A 15,442-nucleotide genomic window follows, 5' to 3' on the forward strand; every position below is an offset into this window, starting at 1 on the left:
ATCCGCCCTTATCTGCCGGACAGTTGAGAAAGCACACGTCCTGGAGATCATCCGAAGCGCGAAAGCCGTTCGGAAAGGGTGGCGGATACATGGGCAACAAGCCGACGGGAACCAAAGCGGGGAACGGGACGGAGCCTTCGCGCTGGCTTCCCTCCCCGGTTCCGGTTTCCCTTCTGTCCTCGGACGGCGGGACGGTGAGCAGGACGTACTCCGAGCCTCCGGCCGAGACGCTGCTGACGGCGTACCGGAAGATGGTCGTCGGGCGCCGCTTCGACGAGCAGGCGACCGCGCTCGCCCGGCAGGGCAGGCTCGCGGTCCATCCCTCCAGCCTCGGCCAGGAGGCCTGCCAGGTGAGCGCCGCGCTCGCCCTGCGTGCCACCGACTGGCTGTTCCCCACCTACCGGGACTGTGTCGCCCTGGTCAGCCGGGGGATCGACCCCGTCGAGGCGCTGACGCTGCTGCGCGGGGACGCGCACTGCGGCTACGACCCGGTGCGGCACCGCACGGCACCGCAGTGCACCCCGCTGGCCACCCACGCCGCGCACGCCACGGGACTGGCCCACGGCGAGCGCCTCAAGGGCGCGGACACGGTCGCCCTCGCGCTGGTGGGCGACGGCGCCACCAGCGAGGGCGACTTCCATGAAGCCCTCAATCTGGCGGGCGTGTTGAAGGCTCCGGTGGTGTTCCTGGTGCAGAACAACGGGTACGCCATCTCGGTCCCGCTGTCCGAGCAGTGCGCGGCACCGAGCCTGGCGTACAAGGGGGTCGGCTACGGCATCCGCTCGGAACAGGTGGACGGCAACGACGCCGCCTCCGTGCTCTCCGTACTGACCACCGCAGTTGAGGATGCCCGCGCCGGCGGTGGCCCGTGGCTGGTCGAGGCGCACACCTACCGGATGGGCCCCCACACCAGCGCCGACGACCCCTCCCGGTACCGCGCGGCCGCGGAGGCCGACGGCTGGCGGGAGCGTGACCCGATCGCCCGGCTGGAGTCGGCGCTGCGGACCCGGGGCCTGCTGACCGACGAGGACGTGAAGACCGCAGCCGCCGAGGCGGAGGCGTACGCCACCGACGTACGCGAACGGCTCGGCACAGAACCGGAGTTGGACCCTGCGGCCCTCTTCGACCACGTCTTCGCTTCGCCGACCCCACACATCACCGAGCAACGAGCCCTCCTGCGGGCCGAGTCGGAGGAGAGCTGACATGACCGCGGTCGACACAGGGATGGCCCAGGCGCTCAACGCCGCCCTGCGGGACGCGCTGGGCGCGGACGAACGGGTCGTCGTCTTCGGCGAGGACGTCGGCCGGCTCGGCGGCGTCTTCCGGGTCACCGACGGGCTGCGGGACGCCTTCGGCGAGGGCCGCTGCTTCGACACGCCCGTCAGCGAGGCCGGGATCGCGGGCCTCGCGGTCGGCATGGCGATGGCCGGCTGGCGGCCGGTGGTGGAGATGCAGTTCGACGCGTTCGCCTACCCGGCGTTCGAGCAGATCACCTCCCACATGGCGAAGATGCGCAACCGCACCCGCGGCGCCCTCCCGCTGCCCCTGGTCGTCCGGATCCCCTACGGCGGCGGCATCGGCGGCGTCGAGCACCACAGCGACTCCAGCGAGGCGTACTACGCGCACACGGCGGGCCTGAAGGTCGTGACCCCGGCGACGGCGGCGGACGCGTACTCCCTGCTGCGCGAGGCGATCGACGACCCGGACCCGGTGATCTTCCTGGAGCCGAAGCGCCGCTACTGGACCAAGGAGTCCCTCGCACTCCCGGTGCGTACCGGGCCGTTCGGCACCGCAGCCGTACGCCGCGCCGGAGACGACATCACGCTCGTCACCTACGGTCCCGCGGTCGCCGTAGCGCTGGAGGCGGCCCGACTGGCCGCCGCGGAAGGCCTGGACGTCGAGGTGCTGGACCTGCGCACCCTCGTACCCCTCGACGACGACGCGCTGACCGCGTCGGTGCGGCGGACCGGCCGGTGCCTGGTGGTGCACGAGGCGCAGGGCTTCGCCGGGGTCGGCGCCGAGATCGCGGCGCGGGTGCAGGAGCGGTGCTTCGACGCGCTGCGGGCTCCGGTGCTGCGGGTCACCGGGCTCGACATCCCCTATCCGCCGCCGTTGCTGGAGGACGCCCATCTGCCGGGCGTGCGCCGGGTGCTGGACTGCCTGCGCCGCCTGCTGCCCTCCTCCGTGCGACGGACCCGCCCCTCCCTTCCCGCCGTCGCTGCCCCCGCGTCCGGCCGTACGTTCCTCCTGCCCGACCTGGGTGAGGGGCTGGCCGAGGCGGAGGTGCTGGAGTGGAAGGTCGCCGTGGGCGATCCCGTCGAGCACGATCAGGTCGTCGCGGAGGTCGAGACGGCCAAGTCCGTGGTGACGTTGCCGAGCCCGTTCGCGGGGACCGTCACGGCCTTGCACTGCGGTACGGGTGAGGTCGTCGAGGTGGGGGCGCCGCTGCTGACCGTGGAGGAGTCGGCAGGGGCATCCGGTTCGGGTGCCGTCCTGACCGGCTATGGGACTTCGGGCGGGCGGCCGGCGGACACGACCAGGACGACCGATGCCGTACACAAGTCGTACGGCCCGGTAAACGCGACGACGTCCGCCACCCGGATCCCGCTGGGCCCCGCGGCCGACAAGTTCGTCCGCGGGCACCGGGACACACCTGCGGTGACCATCTGGGCGGACACCGACGCCGGCAGCCTGCTCGCCGCCCGCACCACCCTCGGTACCGGCGTGATGCCGCTGCTGGCCCGGGCCTGCCTCGACGCGCTGGCCGCCTTCCCTGAGCTCAACTCCCGTGTCGACGCCGAGCGTCAGGAACTCGTCCGCCTGCCGCAGGTGCATCTCGGCTTCGCCGCGCAGACCGACCACGGGCTGGTCGTCCCCGTGGTCCGCGACGCCGACCGCCTCACGCTCGACGACCTGGCCGCCGAACTACGACGGCTCACCGACCTCGCCCGCCGCGGTGCGCTGCCCGCCGAGCACCGCACCGGTGGCACCTTCACCCTGAACAACTACGGCGGCTTCGACGTCGACGGCGCCACTCCGATACTCAACCACCCCCAGGTGGCGATGATCGGGGTGGGCCGCATCACCGACCGCCCCTGGGTGAAGGACGGCCGCGTCGAGGTCCGCAAGGTCGTCAACGTGTCCCTGACCTTCGACCACCGCGTCTGCGACGGCGGCACGGCGGCAGGGTTCCTCCGGCACGTCGTCGACGGCCTCGGCTCTGGCGTCTGAGCCTCAAGTACGCCGCTGGAAGAGGTCGTTGAGGTCCGACTGCGGGAGCTGGTCGTCGGCGTAGGAGAAGGTGCCCCGGTCGGCCAGTTCCCGTGCGGCGCTCAGCAGGTGGCGGTACATCGCGCGGGCGATGCTGCCGCCGACCGTGACGCGTCGTACGCCGAGCTCGCGCAGATCGCCCAGTGACAGCGTGCCGCCCGTCAGGCCCATCACCACGTTGAGCGGCCCGTCGAGTTCGCGCACGAGGGTGCCGATGATCCCGGCATCGGCGGCACCCGGCACGAACGCGCAGTCCGCTCCGGCCGCCAGATACGCGTTGGCCCGCCGGACGCACTCGTCGAGCGTGCCCCCGACGAGCAGCGCGTCGGTCCTGCCGACCAGGACGAAGGGCTCACCGCCCGTGTCCACGGCGGCGCGGGCGGCCCGGATGCGGTCGACCGCCAGGGCCGGATCGTAGAGCGGCATCTTGCGGTCGCCGGTGAAGTCCTCGATGTTGCCGCCCGCCGCGCCGGCCGCGAGCGCCATGGAGATCGTGGTCGCCACGGTCTCGGGCGCCTCGCCGTATCCGTCCTCGAGGTCGGCGCTCAGCGGCACCGTGACCTCGTCGGCGATCTCGCGGATGCGGCGCAGCATCGTCTCGCGGTCGATGCGGCCCTCCGGCTGCTCGGCGAAGAAATCGTGGTCCGGGCGTCCCAGGGAGAACGCGACTCCCGCGCTGGTGGTCGCCACGGCCGGGAAGCCGGCCGCCTCCAGGATCCGGGCGCTGCCCACGTCCCATGCGTTGGGGAGCAGGAAGCAGCCCTGCTGGTGCAACTGGACGAATCGTTCGGCTCGTTCTCGGCTGTCGCTGTTCACGTGACGAACCTACGAGCCGCGGGGCCGAGCCGGAACCCTCGTCCCGGGTGCGTCACTCCCGGACCACGACGTTGCGTCGCACCGACACCGTCAGCGGACCCCCCGGCCGTCCAAGGTGTCCCACTGCACATGGAGGGCCGGGGGCTTGCGGAAGACCAGGCCCCGTGGGGCGGTGGGGCGGTCCGGGTCGAGGCGGAGGGCGGGGAGGCGTTCGAGCAGGCGCTGGAGGGCGATGCGGGTCTCCAGGCGGGCCAGGTGGGCGGCGATGCAGTGGTGCGGGCCGTGGGCGAAGGCCAGTTGGAGGCGCGCGTTGTCGCGGCGGACGTCGAAGCGGTCGGGTTCGGGGAAGACGGCCGGGTCGCGGTTGGCGCCGGCCAGGGAGACCGTGACCAGATCGCCCCGGCTGATGGTGGCGGGGCCCAGTGCTGTGTCACGTACCGCGTAGCGGTCCACGACCGCCGCGCCCGGTTCCAGGCGCAGCGACTCCTCGATCGCACCGTCCAGCAGCTCGAAGTCAGCGAGTACGAGGGCCAGTTGGTCGGGGTGGCTCAGCAGATGCAGCAGCGCATTGGTGATCATCGCCTCGGTGGTCTCGATGCCCCCGAACATCAGGACCGCGGCATTGGACGCCACCTCGGGCAGCGCCAGCCGCCCGGCGGCGGAGACCAGCAGTGAGGAACTGCCCGCGTCGGCAACGGTGTTTTCCACGGCGGCCCGTAGCTCCGCGTACGCGGCGGCTCCCTCGGGTCCCGCCTCGTGTCCGGCGGTGATGTCCGAGACGGAGCGCACGATGGAGTCGTACCAGGAGAGCACCGTGTCCGTGCCGGCACCGGCCAGCCCGAGTGCCTCGGTCACGACGGCGACCGCGAGCGGTCCGGCGAAGGCGCGTCTCAGTTCGGCTGCACCCACCGGCTCCAGTGCCGTGATGAGCCGGCTGGTCTCCTGCTCGATGAACGAGGCGAAGCCTTCGCGTACCTGCCGCGGGCGGAAGGGGGCGTTGAACGGCTCGCGGTGGCGGGTGTGCTGCTCCCCGTCCAGCGACAGCATGCTCGGCCCGACGACCTGCGCGGTGGAGAACCGGGGGTCGTCCACGGTGAAGGTCGCGGCGTCCCGCATCACGTGCAGCGCGAGGTCGCGGCGCGTCACCAGCCAGCCGCCCAGCTCCGGCAGCCAGGACACCGGCTCGTGCGCCCGCAGCCGCGCCAGACGGGGATGCGGGTCCCGGGCGAGTTCGTCGAGCGTGGTGGCGGCACCGAGCAGGAAGGAGTCGCCGACGCTCATCGTGCGAAACCGTTGCGCATGGCGGGAAACACACACCCTTTCGGGAGGTTCGAATACTCCGGCGGTCGTGATTATCCACGCCCCCGGGTGTGCGTTTCGCACAGAGGAGCCGGGTGAATCCCACGCCGGTCAGGTGACAGACGCACGATGTCCCCGCCTGCGCCTTCTGCCATTGTGGGACGTGAGAGGCACCAGGGAGGCGGACCGAACCCTTGGAGACTCCCGTGGACAAGCGGTACGAGGTCTACTGCCTCACGGACGCCCGTTTCTACGACGCACCGCATCACGGCCGGACGCATGGCCGCTTCCGGCAGGCAGACCGGCCACTGCCCGATTCATGGGCCCGCGAGGAGCTCGGCGACTGGGCGGTGTGCCGTCCCACCGGCACCGTGTTTCCCCGGCAGGGCTGGAAGATCCATGTCTCGGCCTGTCCGGACAACGCGCAGTCGATCCTGGACGAGGTGTGGGACTACTGCGTCCCGCGTCGCATCGCGTTCAAGTTCCTGCCCGGCATGGACGCCCTGTTCCTCGCGAACGCGAAGTACGCGCACCGCGGCTCCAGCGGCAAGTTCGTGACCGTCTACCCCGTGGACGAGGCCGAGTGCGAGCGCATCCTCACCGAGCTGGGCGCTCTGCTCGACGGCCGCCAGGGCCCCTACATTCTCAGCGATCTGCGCTGGGGGGACGGTCCGCTCTACGTCAGGTACGGGGCCTTCGCCGACCGGTACTGCGTGTCGGACGACGGCGAGCTGGAGCAGGCGGTGGAGGACCCCTCCGGCCGTCTGGTGCCGGACGTGCGCGGCCCCACCTTCCGGCTGCCCGAGTGGGTGCAGCTGCCCGGCTTCCTCGAACCCCACCTCGCCGAGAGCCGCCGCACCACCGTCGCCGACCTGCCCTACCGGATCGAGAAGGCGCTGCACTTCTCCAACGCCGGCGGACTGTACGCCGCAGTGGACACCCGGACGCAGGAGCGGGTCGTCCTGAAGGAGGGGCGGCCGCACGCGGGGCTCACCCCGGACGGCGCGGACGCCGTCACCCGGCTCCGGCGCGAGCGGGAGGCCCTGGAACGGCTGGCCGGACTGCCGTTCGTGCCGGCGGTCCGTGACCACTTCGAGCTGGGCGGTCACCACTTCCTCGTGGAGGAGCTGGTCGAGGCCACGGCGCTGTACAACGAGTTCGTCAAGCGCTATCCGCTCGCCGCGCTGGCCCCGGAGGCCGCCGCGTTCGCCGACTACACCGACTGGGCTCTCGACATCCACCGGCAGGTGGAGGAGGCGGTCGCGGCGGTCCACGAGCGGGGCATCGTGATCGGCGACATCCACACGGACAACATCCTGGTGCGCCCCGACGGCAGGGTCGTGCTGGTCGACTTCGAGGGCGCCATGGACGTGACGCAGGCACGGCGCCAGGTCCTCGCCGCACCGGGCTTCATCGCCCCGCGCGGCGCCACCGGCTTCGACATCGACCGGTATGCGCTGGCCAGCCTGCGGCTGTTCCTGTTCCTGCCGCTGACCGGCCTGATCGAACTGGACGTCGGCAAGGCGGGGCAGCTCGCCAGGGAGGCCGCCCGGCTGTTCCCGGTCCCCCGCCCCTTCCTCGACGAGGCGGTACGCACCATCACCGGCGACGGCGGCATCGACGCGGGCGCGGACGACGCGCCCCGGCTGGAGCCCGACCGGGCGGGCTGGCTGCACGCCCGGGACTCGATCGCCTCCGCCGTCCTGGCCGCCGCCGCACCCGAGCGGCACGACCGGCTCTTCCCGGGCGACATCGAGCAGTTCCTGCTCCCGGGAAGCGGCCTGGGCCTCGCCCACGGCGCCGCAGGCGTGCTGTACGCGCTGGACGTCACGGGCGCGGGACGCCACCCCGACCACGAGGACTGGCTGATCCGGCACGCGCTCGACCCGGCACCCGGCACCCGCCTCGGCTTCTACGACGGCCTGCACGGCGTCGCCCATGTCCTGGAGCACCTCGGCCACCACGAGGAGGCCGTCAAGGTCCTCGACATGTGCCTGGGCGAGCGGTGGGAGCCGCTGCCCCTCGACCTCAAGGGCGGCCTGTCCGGTATCGGGCTCAATCTGCTGCACTTCGCGCTCACCACCGGCGACGCCACCTGCCGGGACACCGCCTGCCGGGTGGCGGAGGTCGTCGCCGACCGCCTGGGCCCGGCCGACGCCGTGCCGGAGACCAGCGGCGGTGCCCACCCCAGGGCGGGGCTGATGTTCGGGTCGTCCGGGCCGGCGCTGCTGTTCCTTCGCCTGTACGAGCGCAGCAAGGACCCGGCCCTGCTCGACCTGGCCGCCACGGCACTGCGTCAGGACCTGCGTCGCTGTGTCGTGCGCGAGGAGGGGTCGATGGAGGTGAACGAGGGCTGGCGCACCATGCCGTATCTGGCCGACGGCAGTGTGGGCATCGGCATGGTGCTCGAGGACTATCTGGCCCATCGCGCGGACGAGGAGTTCCTGGACGCCGCCGCGGCGATCCGCAAGGCGGCCGGGGCGTCCTTCTACATCGAGCCCGGGCTCTTCGACGGTCTCGCCGGGATGATCCTCCACCTCAGCCGCCCGCACCCGCCCGGCACGGCCGTCGATCGGGACCCCCTGATCGCCGACCACGTACGCCGCCTGACCCGGCACGCCTGCCTCCTGGACGGGCAACTGGCCTTCCCCGGCGAACAGTTGCTGCGGCTGTCCATGGACCTGGCCACCGGCGGCGCGGGCGTCCTGCTCGCCCTGGGCGCCGCCTTCCACTCCCGGCCGACCGGACTGCCGTTCCTGACGCCCGACCTGCCCGCTCATGACTTCCCCGTCCCCACACGAGTACGAGAGAGGAGGTGAGGACACATGTCGCTCCTCGAACTGCAGGGTCTCACCATCGAGACCGAAACCGGACTTCGTCCGCCGCCGGGCAGCCGCGCGAGCAAGGGCTGTGGAGGCAGCCGCCTGAGCCTGCTGCTCTGCTAGTTCTCACCCCAACGGCGGGGGCACCTCCGGTGTCCCCGCCTCCCTCCGCCGGAAACCGTCCGGCGACGGCAGACGGGAGCGGCCCGTGGACCGACGTGCGGCGGACCGACTACTGCTGACCGCGGTCCGGCGGGGCGGCAGCTGGGGCGGTGCCCTGGCCGCCACATCCCTTGTGCTCGCGGGGGTCTACGTCCTCCTGCCCGCCGTCATGGGCCGCACGGTCGACGCCGTGCTGGGGCGCGGTGACGCCACCCTGTGGCTGGCCCTGTCCGCCGTGGCCGTCACGCTCCTCGTGGTGTGCGACGCGGCGGACGACTACGCGGGCGCCGTGGCCAACTCCCGCTCCACGGCATGGCTGCGTCACACCTTGCTGGGGCACATCCTCGACATGGGCGCCCGTGCCACCCGCCGCCACACTCCCGGCGATCTGGTGACGCGCCTGGTGAGCAACACCGCCCGGACCGGCAGCGCGCCCTCGGGTCTGGTGTGGGCGGTGACCGAAGTGCTGCCCCCGGTCGGGGCGGTGGTCGCGCTGGCCCTCATCGACCCCTGGCTGTGCCTGACGTTCCTCGCCGGGCTGCCGCTGGTCGTCCTGGTGGTGCGCGCCTTCGTCCGTGACGTCTCCGACGTCAACGACCGCTACTTCGCCGCGCAGGGCCGTATCGCCGGACGCCTCGTCGACGCCCTCACCGGCATCCGCTCCATCACCGCGGCCGGGACCACGGCCCGGGAGGCCGAGCGGATCCTGCAGCCGCTGCCGGAACTGCACCGCCACGGCATGGGCATGTGGCGGGCGTACGCCCGGGTCTCCGCGCGGGACGCTGCGGTCGTCCCCCTGCTGGAGGTCGCCGTGCTGGCGGTGGCAGGACTGGAGCTCGCCCGGGGCCGCATCACACCGGGCCAGACGCTTGCCGCGAGCGAGTACGTGCTGCTGGCGACGGGGGTGAGTTCACTGGTGGCCTCGGCGCACCGGCTCGCCTTCGCGCGCGCCACGGCGGGGCGGGTCGCCGAGGTGCTGGCGGAACCCGCGGTGGTGTACGGCGACGCACGACTACCGGACGGGGGCGGCGGCCGGCTGGAGTTCCGCCGGGTGACCGTCCGCACGCCGGAGGGCGGCACGGTACTGGCCGGGGTCGACCTGGCCCCGCCGCCCGGCCTGCTGACGGCCGTGGTGGGGCGTTCGGGATCCGGCAAGTCGCTGCTCGCCGCGCTGGCCGGGCGGCTGGCCGACCCTAACGAGGGCGAGGTGCTGCTCGACGGGGTGCCTTTGCCTGACGTGGGCCGCGCGGCGCTGCGGCGGGCCGTGGCGTACGGCTTCGACCGGCCGGTGCTGCTGGGCGAGACGTACGCCGACGCGATCGCCTTCGGGGCCTGCACCCCCGCGCAGGCCGAGGTGCTGGCGGGGGCGACCGCCGCGCGCGCCGACGCCTTCCTCCAGACTCTGCCCGAGGGGTACGGCACCCGGCCGGCCACCGCCCCGCTGTCCGGCGGGGAGATCCAACGGGTCGGCCTGGCACGCGCGTTCGTCCAGGCCGGCCCGGCCGGCCGTGTCCTGGTGCTCGACGACGTGACGGCCGGCCTCGACACCGTCACCGAGCACCACATCGGCAAGGTGCTCACCGGGTCCGGGCGGCTCGCCCGCCGTACCCGGCTGGTGGTGACCCACCGGGCGTCGACCGCGGCCCGCGCGGACCACGTCGTCTGGCTGGAGGCGGGCCGCGTCCGCGGACAGGGCACCCACCGGGTTCTCTGGGCGGACCCGGAGTACCGGGCCGTGTTCCGGCCGCCCGACGGGGGGCCGCGATGAACCGGGCGGCCCACGGCCTGCTTCGCTCCGCCCTCCGCGCCCGGCGCCGGGAGTTCGCACGGCTCGCCGGCTGGTCGCTGGTGCAGGCGGTGCCCGCGCTGCTCTCCGGCTGGCTGGTGGCCCGGGCCGTCGACGACGGCTTCCTCGCCGGCCGCAGTACCGAAGGCCTCGGCTGGCTGGCGTTGCTGGCCTGCACCGTCCTGCTCGGCGCCTGGGGCACCCGGCAGGCCACACTCCAACTCGCCGATGTCGTCGAACCGTTCCGCGACGACCTGGTCACCCTCGTCACCACGGGTACGCTGCAGCGCTCCGCCCGTCTCACCGGACCGCCCGACACGGCGGGCGTCGCGCGGCTGACCGAACAGGTCGAGATCGCCCGCGAGTCGTACGGGGCGATCGTGATGTTCGTGCAGACCTTCTCGGTCACCGCGGTGAGCGTGCTGCTCGGGCTGGTCGTACTCGATCCCGCCCTCCTGCTGTTCGTGCTGCCGCCCCTCGCGGCCGGGCTCGCGCTGTTCCTGCTGGCCCTGCACGCGATGGCCGCCCGGCAGCGGGCTGTCGTGCTGGCCGACGAGGCCATCGCCGAGCAGGTGGGCGCGGTGGCCGACGGGCTGCGGGACGTCACGGCCTGCGGTGCCGAGGACGTCGTACGGGCCCGGGTCGGCGTCCGCATCGACGCGGCGGCGGACGCGGCCCGCGCCCTGGCCCGGCTCACCGCCGTGCGGACCGCCGCCCTGGGCGTCGGCGGCTGGCTGCCGATCGTGCTGATCCTCGCCGGAACCCCCTGGCTGGTCCACGGCGGCATGACGACCGGAGCCGTCCTGGGCGCCCTGACCTACGTCTCCCAGTCCCTGCAACCGGCTCTGCGGGGCTTCGTCCAGGGCCTCGGCGGCAGTGGCCTGTGGCTCCTGGTCACCCTCACCCGAATCCTGGAGGCATCCACCCCGACGGCACCCCCTCCCGGACCTACGGACACGAAGCCGGGCAACGCCGCACCCGCTGCCGAGGCCTCGGGAAGCGGCAGTCCTGCCGACGGCTTCCCAGGGATGGTGCCGGGCGGGCCCAGCGAGCCGAGAACTCCGGGAAGAGATACCGACCCGGACATGGCCCCCGGCCCGGGAAGGCGCAGGACTGCCCGCCGGATCCCCAGGGTGTTTCCTGGGGGTCCGAGCACGCCACAATCCCTGGAGAGGGGCACCGAGCCGGGCAAGGCCTGGTCTGCTGCTGACGGATCGGTACGAGGCAGGGCTGCCGGCCATGCGGTGCCGGATGGGCCGGAAGGGCCGCACTCCCTCGACGAGAGCACCAAGCCGGACAACGCGCCACCCGCCGCCCTCGGCCCCGGGGCGCACAGGGCTGCCAGCCTGTCCACCACGGCGTTTTCGGGCGGCCCCACAAGGCCGCAATCCCTGGAGAGGGGCACCGGACCGCCACTCCCCACAGCCGCGGCCGACCCGCTCGGGAGGGCTCAGCCCTCGGACTGCCGCCCCGGACCGTCCGCCCCCTCCGCCGTCGCACCGCAGCCCCGCGACGGCCGGGTCGAGTTGTGCGGGGTCACCTTTGGATACGCCCGTTCCGCCGAGCCGGTCGTCCGGGATCTCGACCTTGTACTCGCGCCTGGCACGCATCTGGCCGTCGTGGGGCCCAGCGGGGCGGGCAAGTCGACGCTGGCCTCGCTGATCGCCGGGGTGCTCGAACCGCGGGCCGGCCTGATCCGGCTGGGCGGTGTGCCGGTGCGGGAGCTGGATCGGGGCCGGTTGGCACGGTGCCGTGTGCTGATCCCCCAGGAGGCTTATGTGTTCGCCGGCACCCTGCGCGAGAATCTCGCCTACCTCGAGCCCGCGGCCACCGAGTCCGAGCTGGACGCGGCGGTCCGCGCCATCGGTGCGCAGGCGCTCGTCCGGCGCCTCGGCGGCTGTGGCGGGACCGTGGATCCTGCCGTGCTCTCGGCAGGCGAGCGGCAGCTGATCGCCCTGGTCCGGGCCCTGCTGCCGCCGGCCCGGCTGGTCCTGCTGGACGAGGCCACCTGCCATCTCGACCCGGCGGCGGAGGCGGTCGCCGAACGGGCCTTCGCCCACAGCCCGGCCACCCTGATCGTCTGCGCCCACCGGATCAGTTCCGCGCTGCGCGCCGACCTCGTCCTCGTCATGGACGGCTCGCACTGCCGCCTCGGCACACACGACCGGCTGATGGCCGACTGCGCCCTCTACCGCGACCTCATCGGCCACTGGGACGGGCGAGAAAGCACGGAGCGACCGGCAGGGGGCGGCGAACTCGCCCACCGTAGAGCCATGTGAGGCGGGCGCCCCGCTGCGGACCCGGTTACAGCCAGCCCGACTGCCGGGCGATGCGGATCGCGTCGATGCGGTTGCGTGCACCGGTCTTCCGGGAGACCGCGTTGAGGTGGTTGCGGACCGTTCCCACCGACAGCGACAGCCGCTCCGCGATCTCCCGCGTCGGAGTGCCGTCCGCCGCCAGCCGCAGCACCTCGAGCTCCCTGGGGGTCAGCGGGCTGCGACCCGAGGAGAGCGCCAGCAGCGCCAGCTCCGGGTCGATGAACCGCCCGCCCGCCGCCACCTTGCGCACGCCCTCCGTCAGAAAGTTGCTGGGGCTGTTCCTGCCGATGAGTCCCGCGACGGGCTGGGCCAGCGCCTGGCGCAGATACTCGGGCGTCGCCGCGCCGGCCACCAGCAGGATCCGGCACTCCGGAAGCCGCTCGCTCAGCTCCTGCGAGGTACCGAGCGCCCCGTCCTCGACGGCATCACCGTCACAGTCGATGACGACGACATCGGGCCGGTACGACAGCGCCCGTGTGAGGGCCTGCCCGCACCCCGGTGCCGCTGCGACCACGTCGATGTCCTCCTCACGTGTCAGCAGGGCAGCCAGTGCCCCGCGCACCAGGTCGGTCTCCTCGACGAGAAGAACACGGATCAACATCGCTCCCGCCCGGCCCGCAGCGGCCTGCTCATGCGACACGCCCCGGACACTCCGAAGGCGCCGTACGAAGTATCTCCGGTTATCAGCCTATTTGACGGATGCCGCCCCGCCCCGGGCCCGCGCCAGGCGCAGGGTGCCCGCAGGACACGCCGCCGAACGGCCCATTCGGCAGGTAAACGTCCTATCTGGTCATAGCGTGCGCGATATGAAGAAATACCGGATTGCATACATGATGTGCACGGCCGTGGTGGTCGGGACCGGGTTGGGTGCCGCTCCGCCGGCCGCCCGTCATGCGTTCCATGTGGTCATGCCGGGCCAGTCGATCCAGAAGGCGGTGGACGCCTCAAAGCCCGGAGACACCGTTCTCGTGGCCCCCGGCACGTTCCACGAGAGCATCAAGGTGACCACGCCCGGGCTGACCCTGCGCGGCATGGGGCGAGCCACAGTGATCGAGCCGAGCCGGAAGAAGGCCGCCAACAGCTGCGCCGAGGGCGGCAACGGTATCTGTGTCCTGGGCACGAAGGACCGTGACGTCAAGGGCGTCACCATCGCCTCGCTGACCGTCACGGGCTTCGCCAGGACCGGGGTGTTCGCCATGGCCACCGACCGGCTGACCGTGCGGAATGTGACCACGGCACGCAACGGCGTGTGGGGCATCGCCCAGGAGCGCTCGGTCCGCTCTCTGATCCAGGACAACAGCGCCCTGAACAACGGCGACGCGGGTGTCTTCCTCGCCAACACGATCAATGAGGAGGCAGGCGCCACGGACACCGGGGGGACAGTGATCGACCACAACCGGCTGGAGGGCAACCGGATCGGCCTGACGGTCCGGCGCCTGCGCAACCTCACCGTCGCTCGCAACCGCGCGACCGCCAACTGCGTGGCGGTGTTCGTCGTCGGCGACGAGAACAAGCCGAAGGCCGGGGCGCTGACCGTGCGCGACAACCTCCTCGTACGCAACAACAAGTCGTGCCCGAAGACCGCGCGGCTGGACGCCCTGCAGGGCTCCGGCATCGTCCTGACCGGTGCCGAGGACACCCTGGTGACGCGGAACGTGGTCAGGGACAACGTCGGCAACTCGTCGATGTCGGGCGGCATCGTCCTGTTCAAGAGCTTTGTGGGAGTCACCAGCGACCGCAACCGGATCAGCGACAACGTGGTCGAGGGCAACTCCCCGGCGGACCTCATCAACGCCGACCACGGCGCGGGCAACACCTTCGAACACAACTCCTGCCGGGCCTCCCAGCCCGCGGGAATGTGCTGACCCACAGGTCACGGCCCGCTTGCGGGCCCAGAAGGAAGGAAGCGGCACATGACGACCGCACAGACAGCCCCACCGCCGTCCATGCGGCTGAGGGAGCTAGCGTTCGCGGCGGCATGTGCCGCCGCCCTCCGGGCCGCCGCCCGGCTGGGAGTCCCTGACGCCCTCGGTGACACCCCCATGACCGCGGAGGACCTGGCTGCGGCGGTGAAGGCGGAGGCCAAGCCGCTACGACGGCTGCTGCGGACCCTTTCCTGCTACGGCGTCTTCGCGGAGCTGGCGGACGGGACCTTCGCCCACACCGATGTCTCCCGGCTGCTGCGCGAGGACGATCCGAACAGTCTGCGCGCCATCTCGCTGTGGTGCACCGAGCCATGGACCTGGGACGCCTGGCCGAGGCTCGACGAGGCGGTGCGCACCGGGCGCAATGTCGTCGAGGACCTGTACGGCAAGGAGTTCTTCCCCTACCTCAACGAGGACGCCCCGGAGTCCGCCGACGTCTTCAACCGGGCCATGACGACCTCCAGCGTGCAGTCGGCGCGGGACGTCGCCGACTTCCTCGATTTGTCGGGGAGTTCGTCGGTCGCCGATCTCGGCGGCGGGCAGGGGCATGTGCTGGTGAGCCTGCTGGACAAGTACCCCTCGCTGCACGGCACTCTGCTCGACCTCCCGCGGGTGGTGGAGAACGCGCTGCCGAGGCTGCGGCCGGGCGGCGACCTCGCGGACCGCGCCTGCGTGGTGCCCGGCGACGTGAGGGTGTCCGTGCCGGTCGCGGCGGACGTGTACATCATCAAGAACATCCTGGAGTGGGACGACGACAGCACCGCCCGGACGCTGCGCAACGTCCGTGCGGCGGGCGGCCCGGGGGCCCGCGTCGTGGTCATCGAGAACCTCGTCGACGACTCGCCCTCGATGCGGTTCAGCACCGCGATGGACCTGCTGCTGCTCCTCAACGTCGGCGGGGCGAAGCACACCACCGACAGCATGGTCGGCCGGCTGACCGAGGCGGGGCTGGCCATCGACGACATCCGCCCGGTCAACCCCTATCTGCACGCGTTCGACTGTCACGTCCCGGGCTGAACGGCCCCCTCAAGACCACCGGTCGCC

The 15,442-nt window shown here is 72.4% G+C and carries 10 protein-coding genes and 2 pseudogenes; 9 read left to right on the forward strand and 3 right to left on the reverse strand.

The window, feature by feature from the left end:
• The first annotated feature begins 89 nt into the window (after nt 1–89).
• The 3 genes and pseudogenes from ACWCRD_RS38265 to ACWCRD_RS38275 all read left to right on the forward strand — a co-directional run.
• Nucleotides 90–1,202, forward strand: a complete 1,113-nt coding sequence (locus tag ACWCRD_RS38265) for a thiamine pyrophosphate-dependent dehydrogenase E1 component subunit alpha (RefSeq protein WP_450970295.1) — start codon at nt 90–92, stop codon at nt 1,200–1,202.
• 1 nt (nt 1,203) lies between these two features.
• A pseudogene (locus ACWCRD_RS38270) lies at nt 1,204–2,172 on the forward strand (alpha-ketoacid dehydrogenase subunit beta); the annotation flags it as partial.
• Nucleotides 2,173–2,301: 129 nt separating this feature from the next.
• Nucleotides 2,302–3,231: pseudogene (locus ACWCRD_RS38275) on the forward strand (dihydrolipoamide acetyltransferase family protein); the annotation flags it as partial.
• A 3-nt stretch (nt 3,232–3,234) separates the two neighbouring features.
• Here the strand turns inward: ACWCRD_RS38275 and ACWCRD_RS38280 are convergent.
• On the reverse strand, nt 3,235–4,086 hold the full coding sequence (locus tag ACWCRD_RS38280) for an isocitrate lyase/PEP mutase family protein (protein WP_450970296.1): 852 nt from the start codon (nt 4,084–4,086) through the stop codon (nt 3,235–3,237).
• A gap of 90 nt (nt 4,087–4,176) precedes the next feature.
• Entirely contained in the window at nt 4,177–5,367 is a 1,191-nt protein-coding gene (locus ACWCRD_RS38285) for a cytochrome P450 (RefSeq protein ID WP_450970297.1), read from the reverse strand.
• A 224-nt stretch (nt 5,368–5,591) separates the two neighbouring features.
• Between ACWCRD_RS38285 and lanKC the strand changes: the two genes are divergently transcribed.
• From lanKC to ACWCRD_RS38305, 4 genes are all read left to right on the forward strand, one after another.
• The gene (gene lanKC, locus ACWCRD_RS38290; protein WP_450970317.1) at nt 5,592–8,204 is read left to right on the forward strand and encodes a class III lanthionine synthetase LanKC; all 2,613 of its coding nucleotides are present in this window, start codon (nt 5,592–5,594) and stop codon (nt 8,202–8,204) included.
• A gap of 6 nt (nt 8,205–8,210) precedes the next feature.
• Nucleotides 8,211–8,330 carry a class III lanthipeptide gene (locus ACWCRD_RS38295; RefSeq protein WP_266963462.1) on the forward strand — a complete coding sequence of 40 codons (120 nt, stop codon included), beginning with the start codon at nt 8,211–8,213 and terminating at the stop codon, nt 8,328–8,330.
• Nucleotides 8,331–8,415: 85 nt separating this feature from the next.
• Nucleotides 8,416–10,137 (forward strand): ABC transporter ATP-binding protein, encoded by a 1,722-nt coding sequence (locus tag ACWCRD_RS38300; protein WP_450970298.1) that lies wholly within the window; start codon nt 8,416–8,418, stop codon nt 10,135–10,137.
• Entirely contained in the window at nt 10,134–12,434 is a 2,301-nt protein-coding gene (locus ACWCRD_RS38305; protein WP_450970299.1) for an ATP-binding cassette domain-containing protein, read from the forward strand. Before ACWCRD_RS38300 ends, ACWCRD_RS38305 begins: the two co-directional genes overlap by 4 nt.
• 25 nt (nt 12,435–12,459) lie before the next feature.
• Here the strand turns inward: ACWCRD_RS38305 and ACWCRD_RS38310 are convergent, their stop codons facing one another.
• The gene (locus ACWCRD_RS38310; RefSeq protein WP_450970300.1) at nt 12,460–13,074 is read right to left on the reverse strand and encodes a response regulator transcription factor; all 615 of its coding nucleotides are present in this window, start codon (nt 13,072–13,074) and stop codon (nt 12,460–12,462) included.
• Nucleotides 13,075–13,279: 205 nt separating this feature from the next.
• On the opposite strand from ACWCRD_RS38310, the gene ACWCRD_RS38315 reads away from it, so the two are divergent.
• Both ACWCRD_RS38315 and ACWCRD_RS38320 read left to right on the forward strand, forming a co-directional pair.
• On the forward strand, nt 13,280–14,338 hold the full coding sequence (locus tag ACWCRD_RS38315) for a right-handed parallel beta-helix repeat-containing protein (RefSeq protein ID WP_450970301.1): 1,059 nt from the start codon (nt 13,280–13,282) through the stop codon (nt 14,336–14,338).
• 48 nt (nt 14,339–14,386) lie between these two features.
• Nucleotides 14,387–15,415 carry a methyltransferase gene (locus ACWCRD_RS38320; RefSeq protein ID WP_450970302.1) on the forward strand — a complete coding sequence of 343 codons (1,029 nt, stop codon included), beginning with the start codon at nt 14,387–14,389 and terminating at the stop codon, nt 15,413–15,415.
• Nucleotides 15,416–15,442: the final 27 nt, after the last annotated feature.

Source organism: Streptomyces sp. NPDC002092, assembly GCF_053593775.1.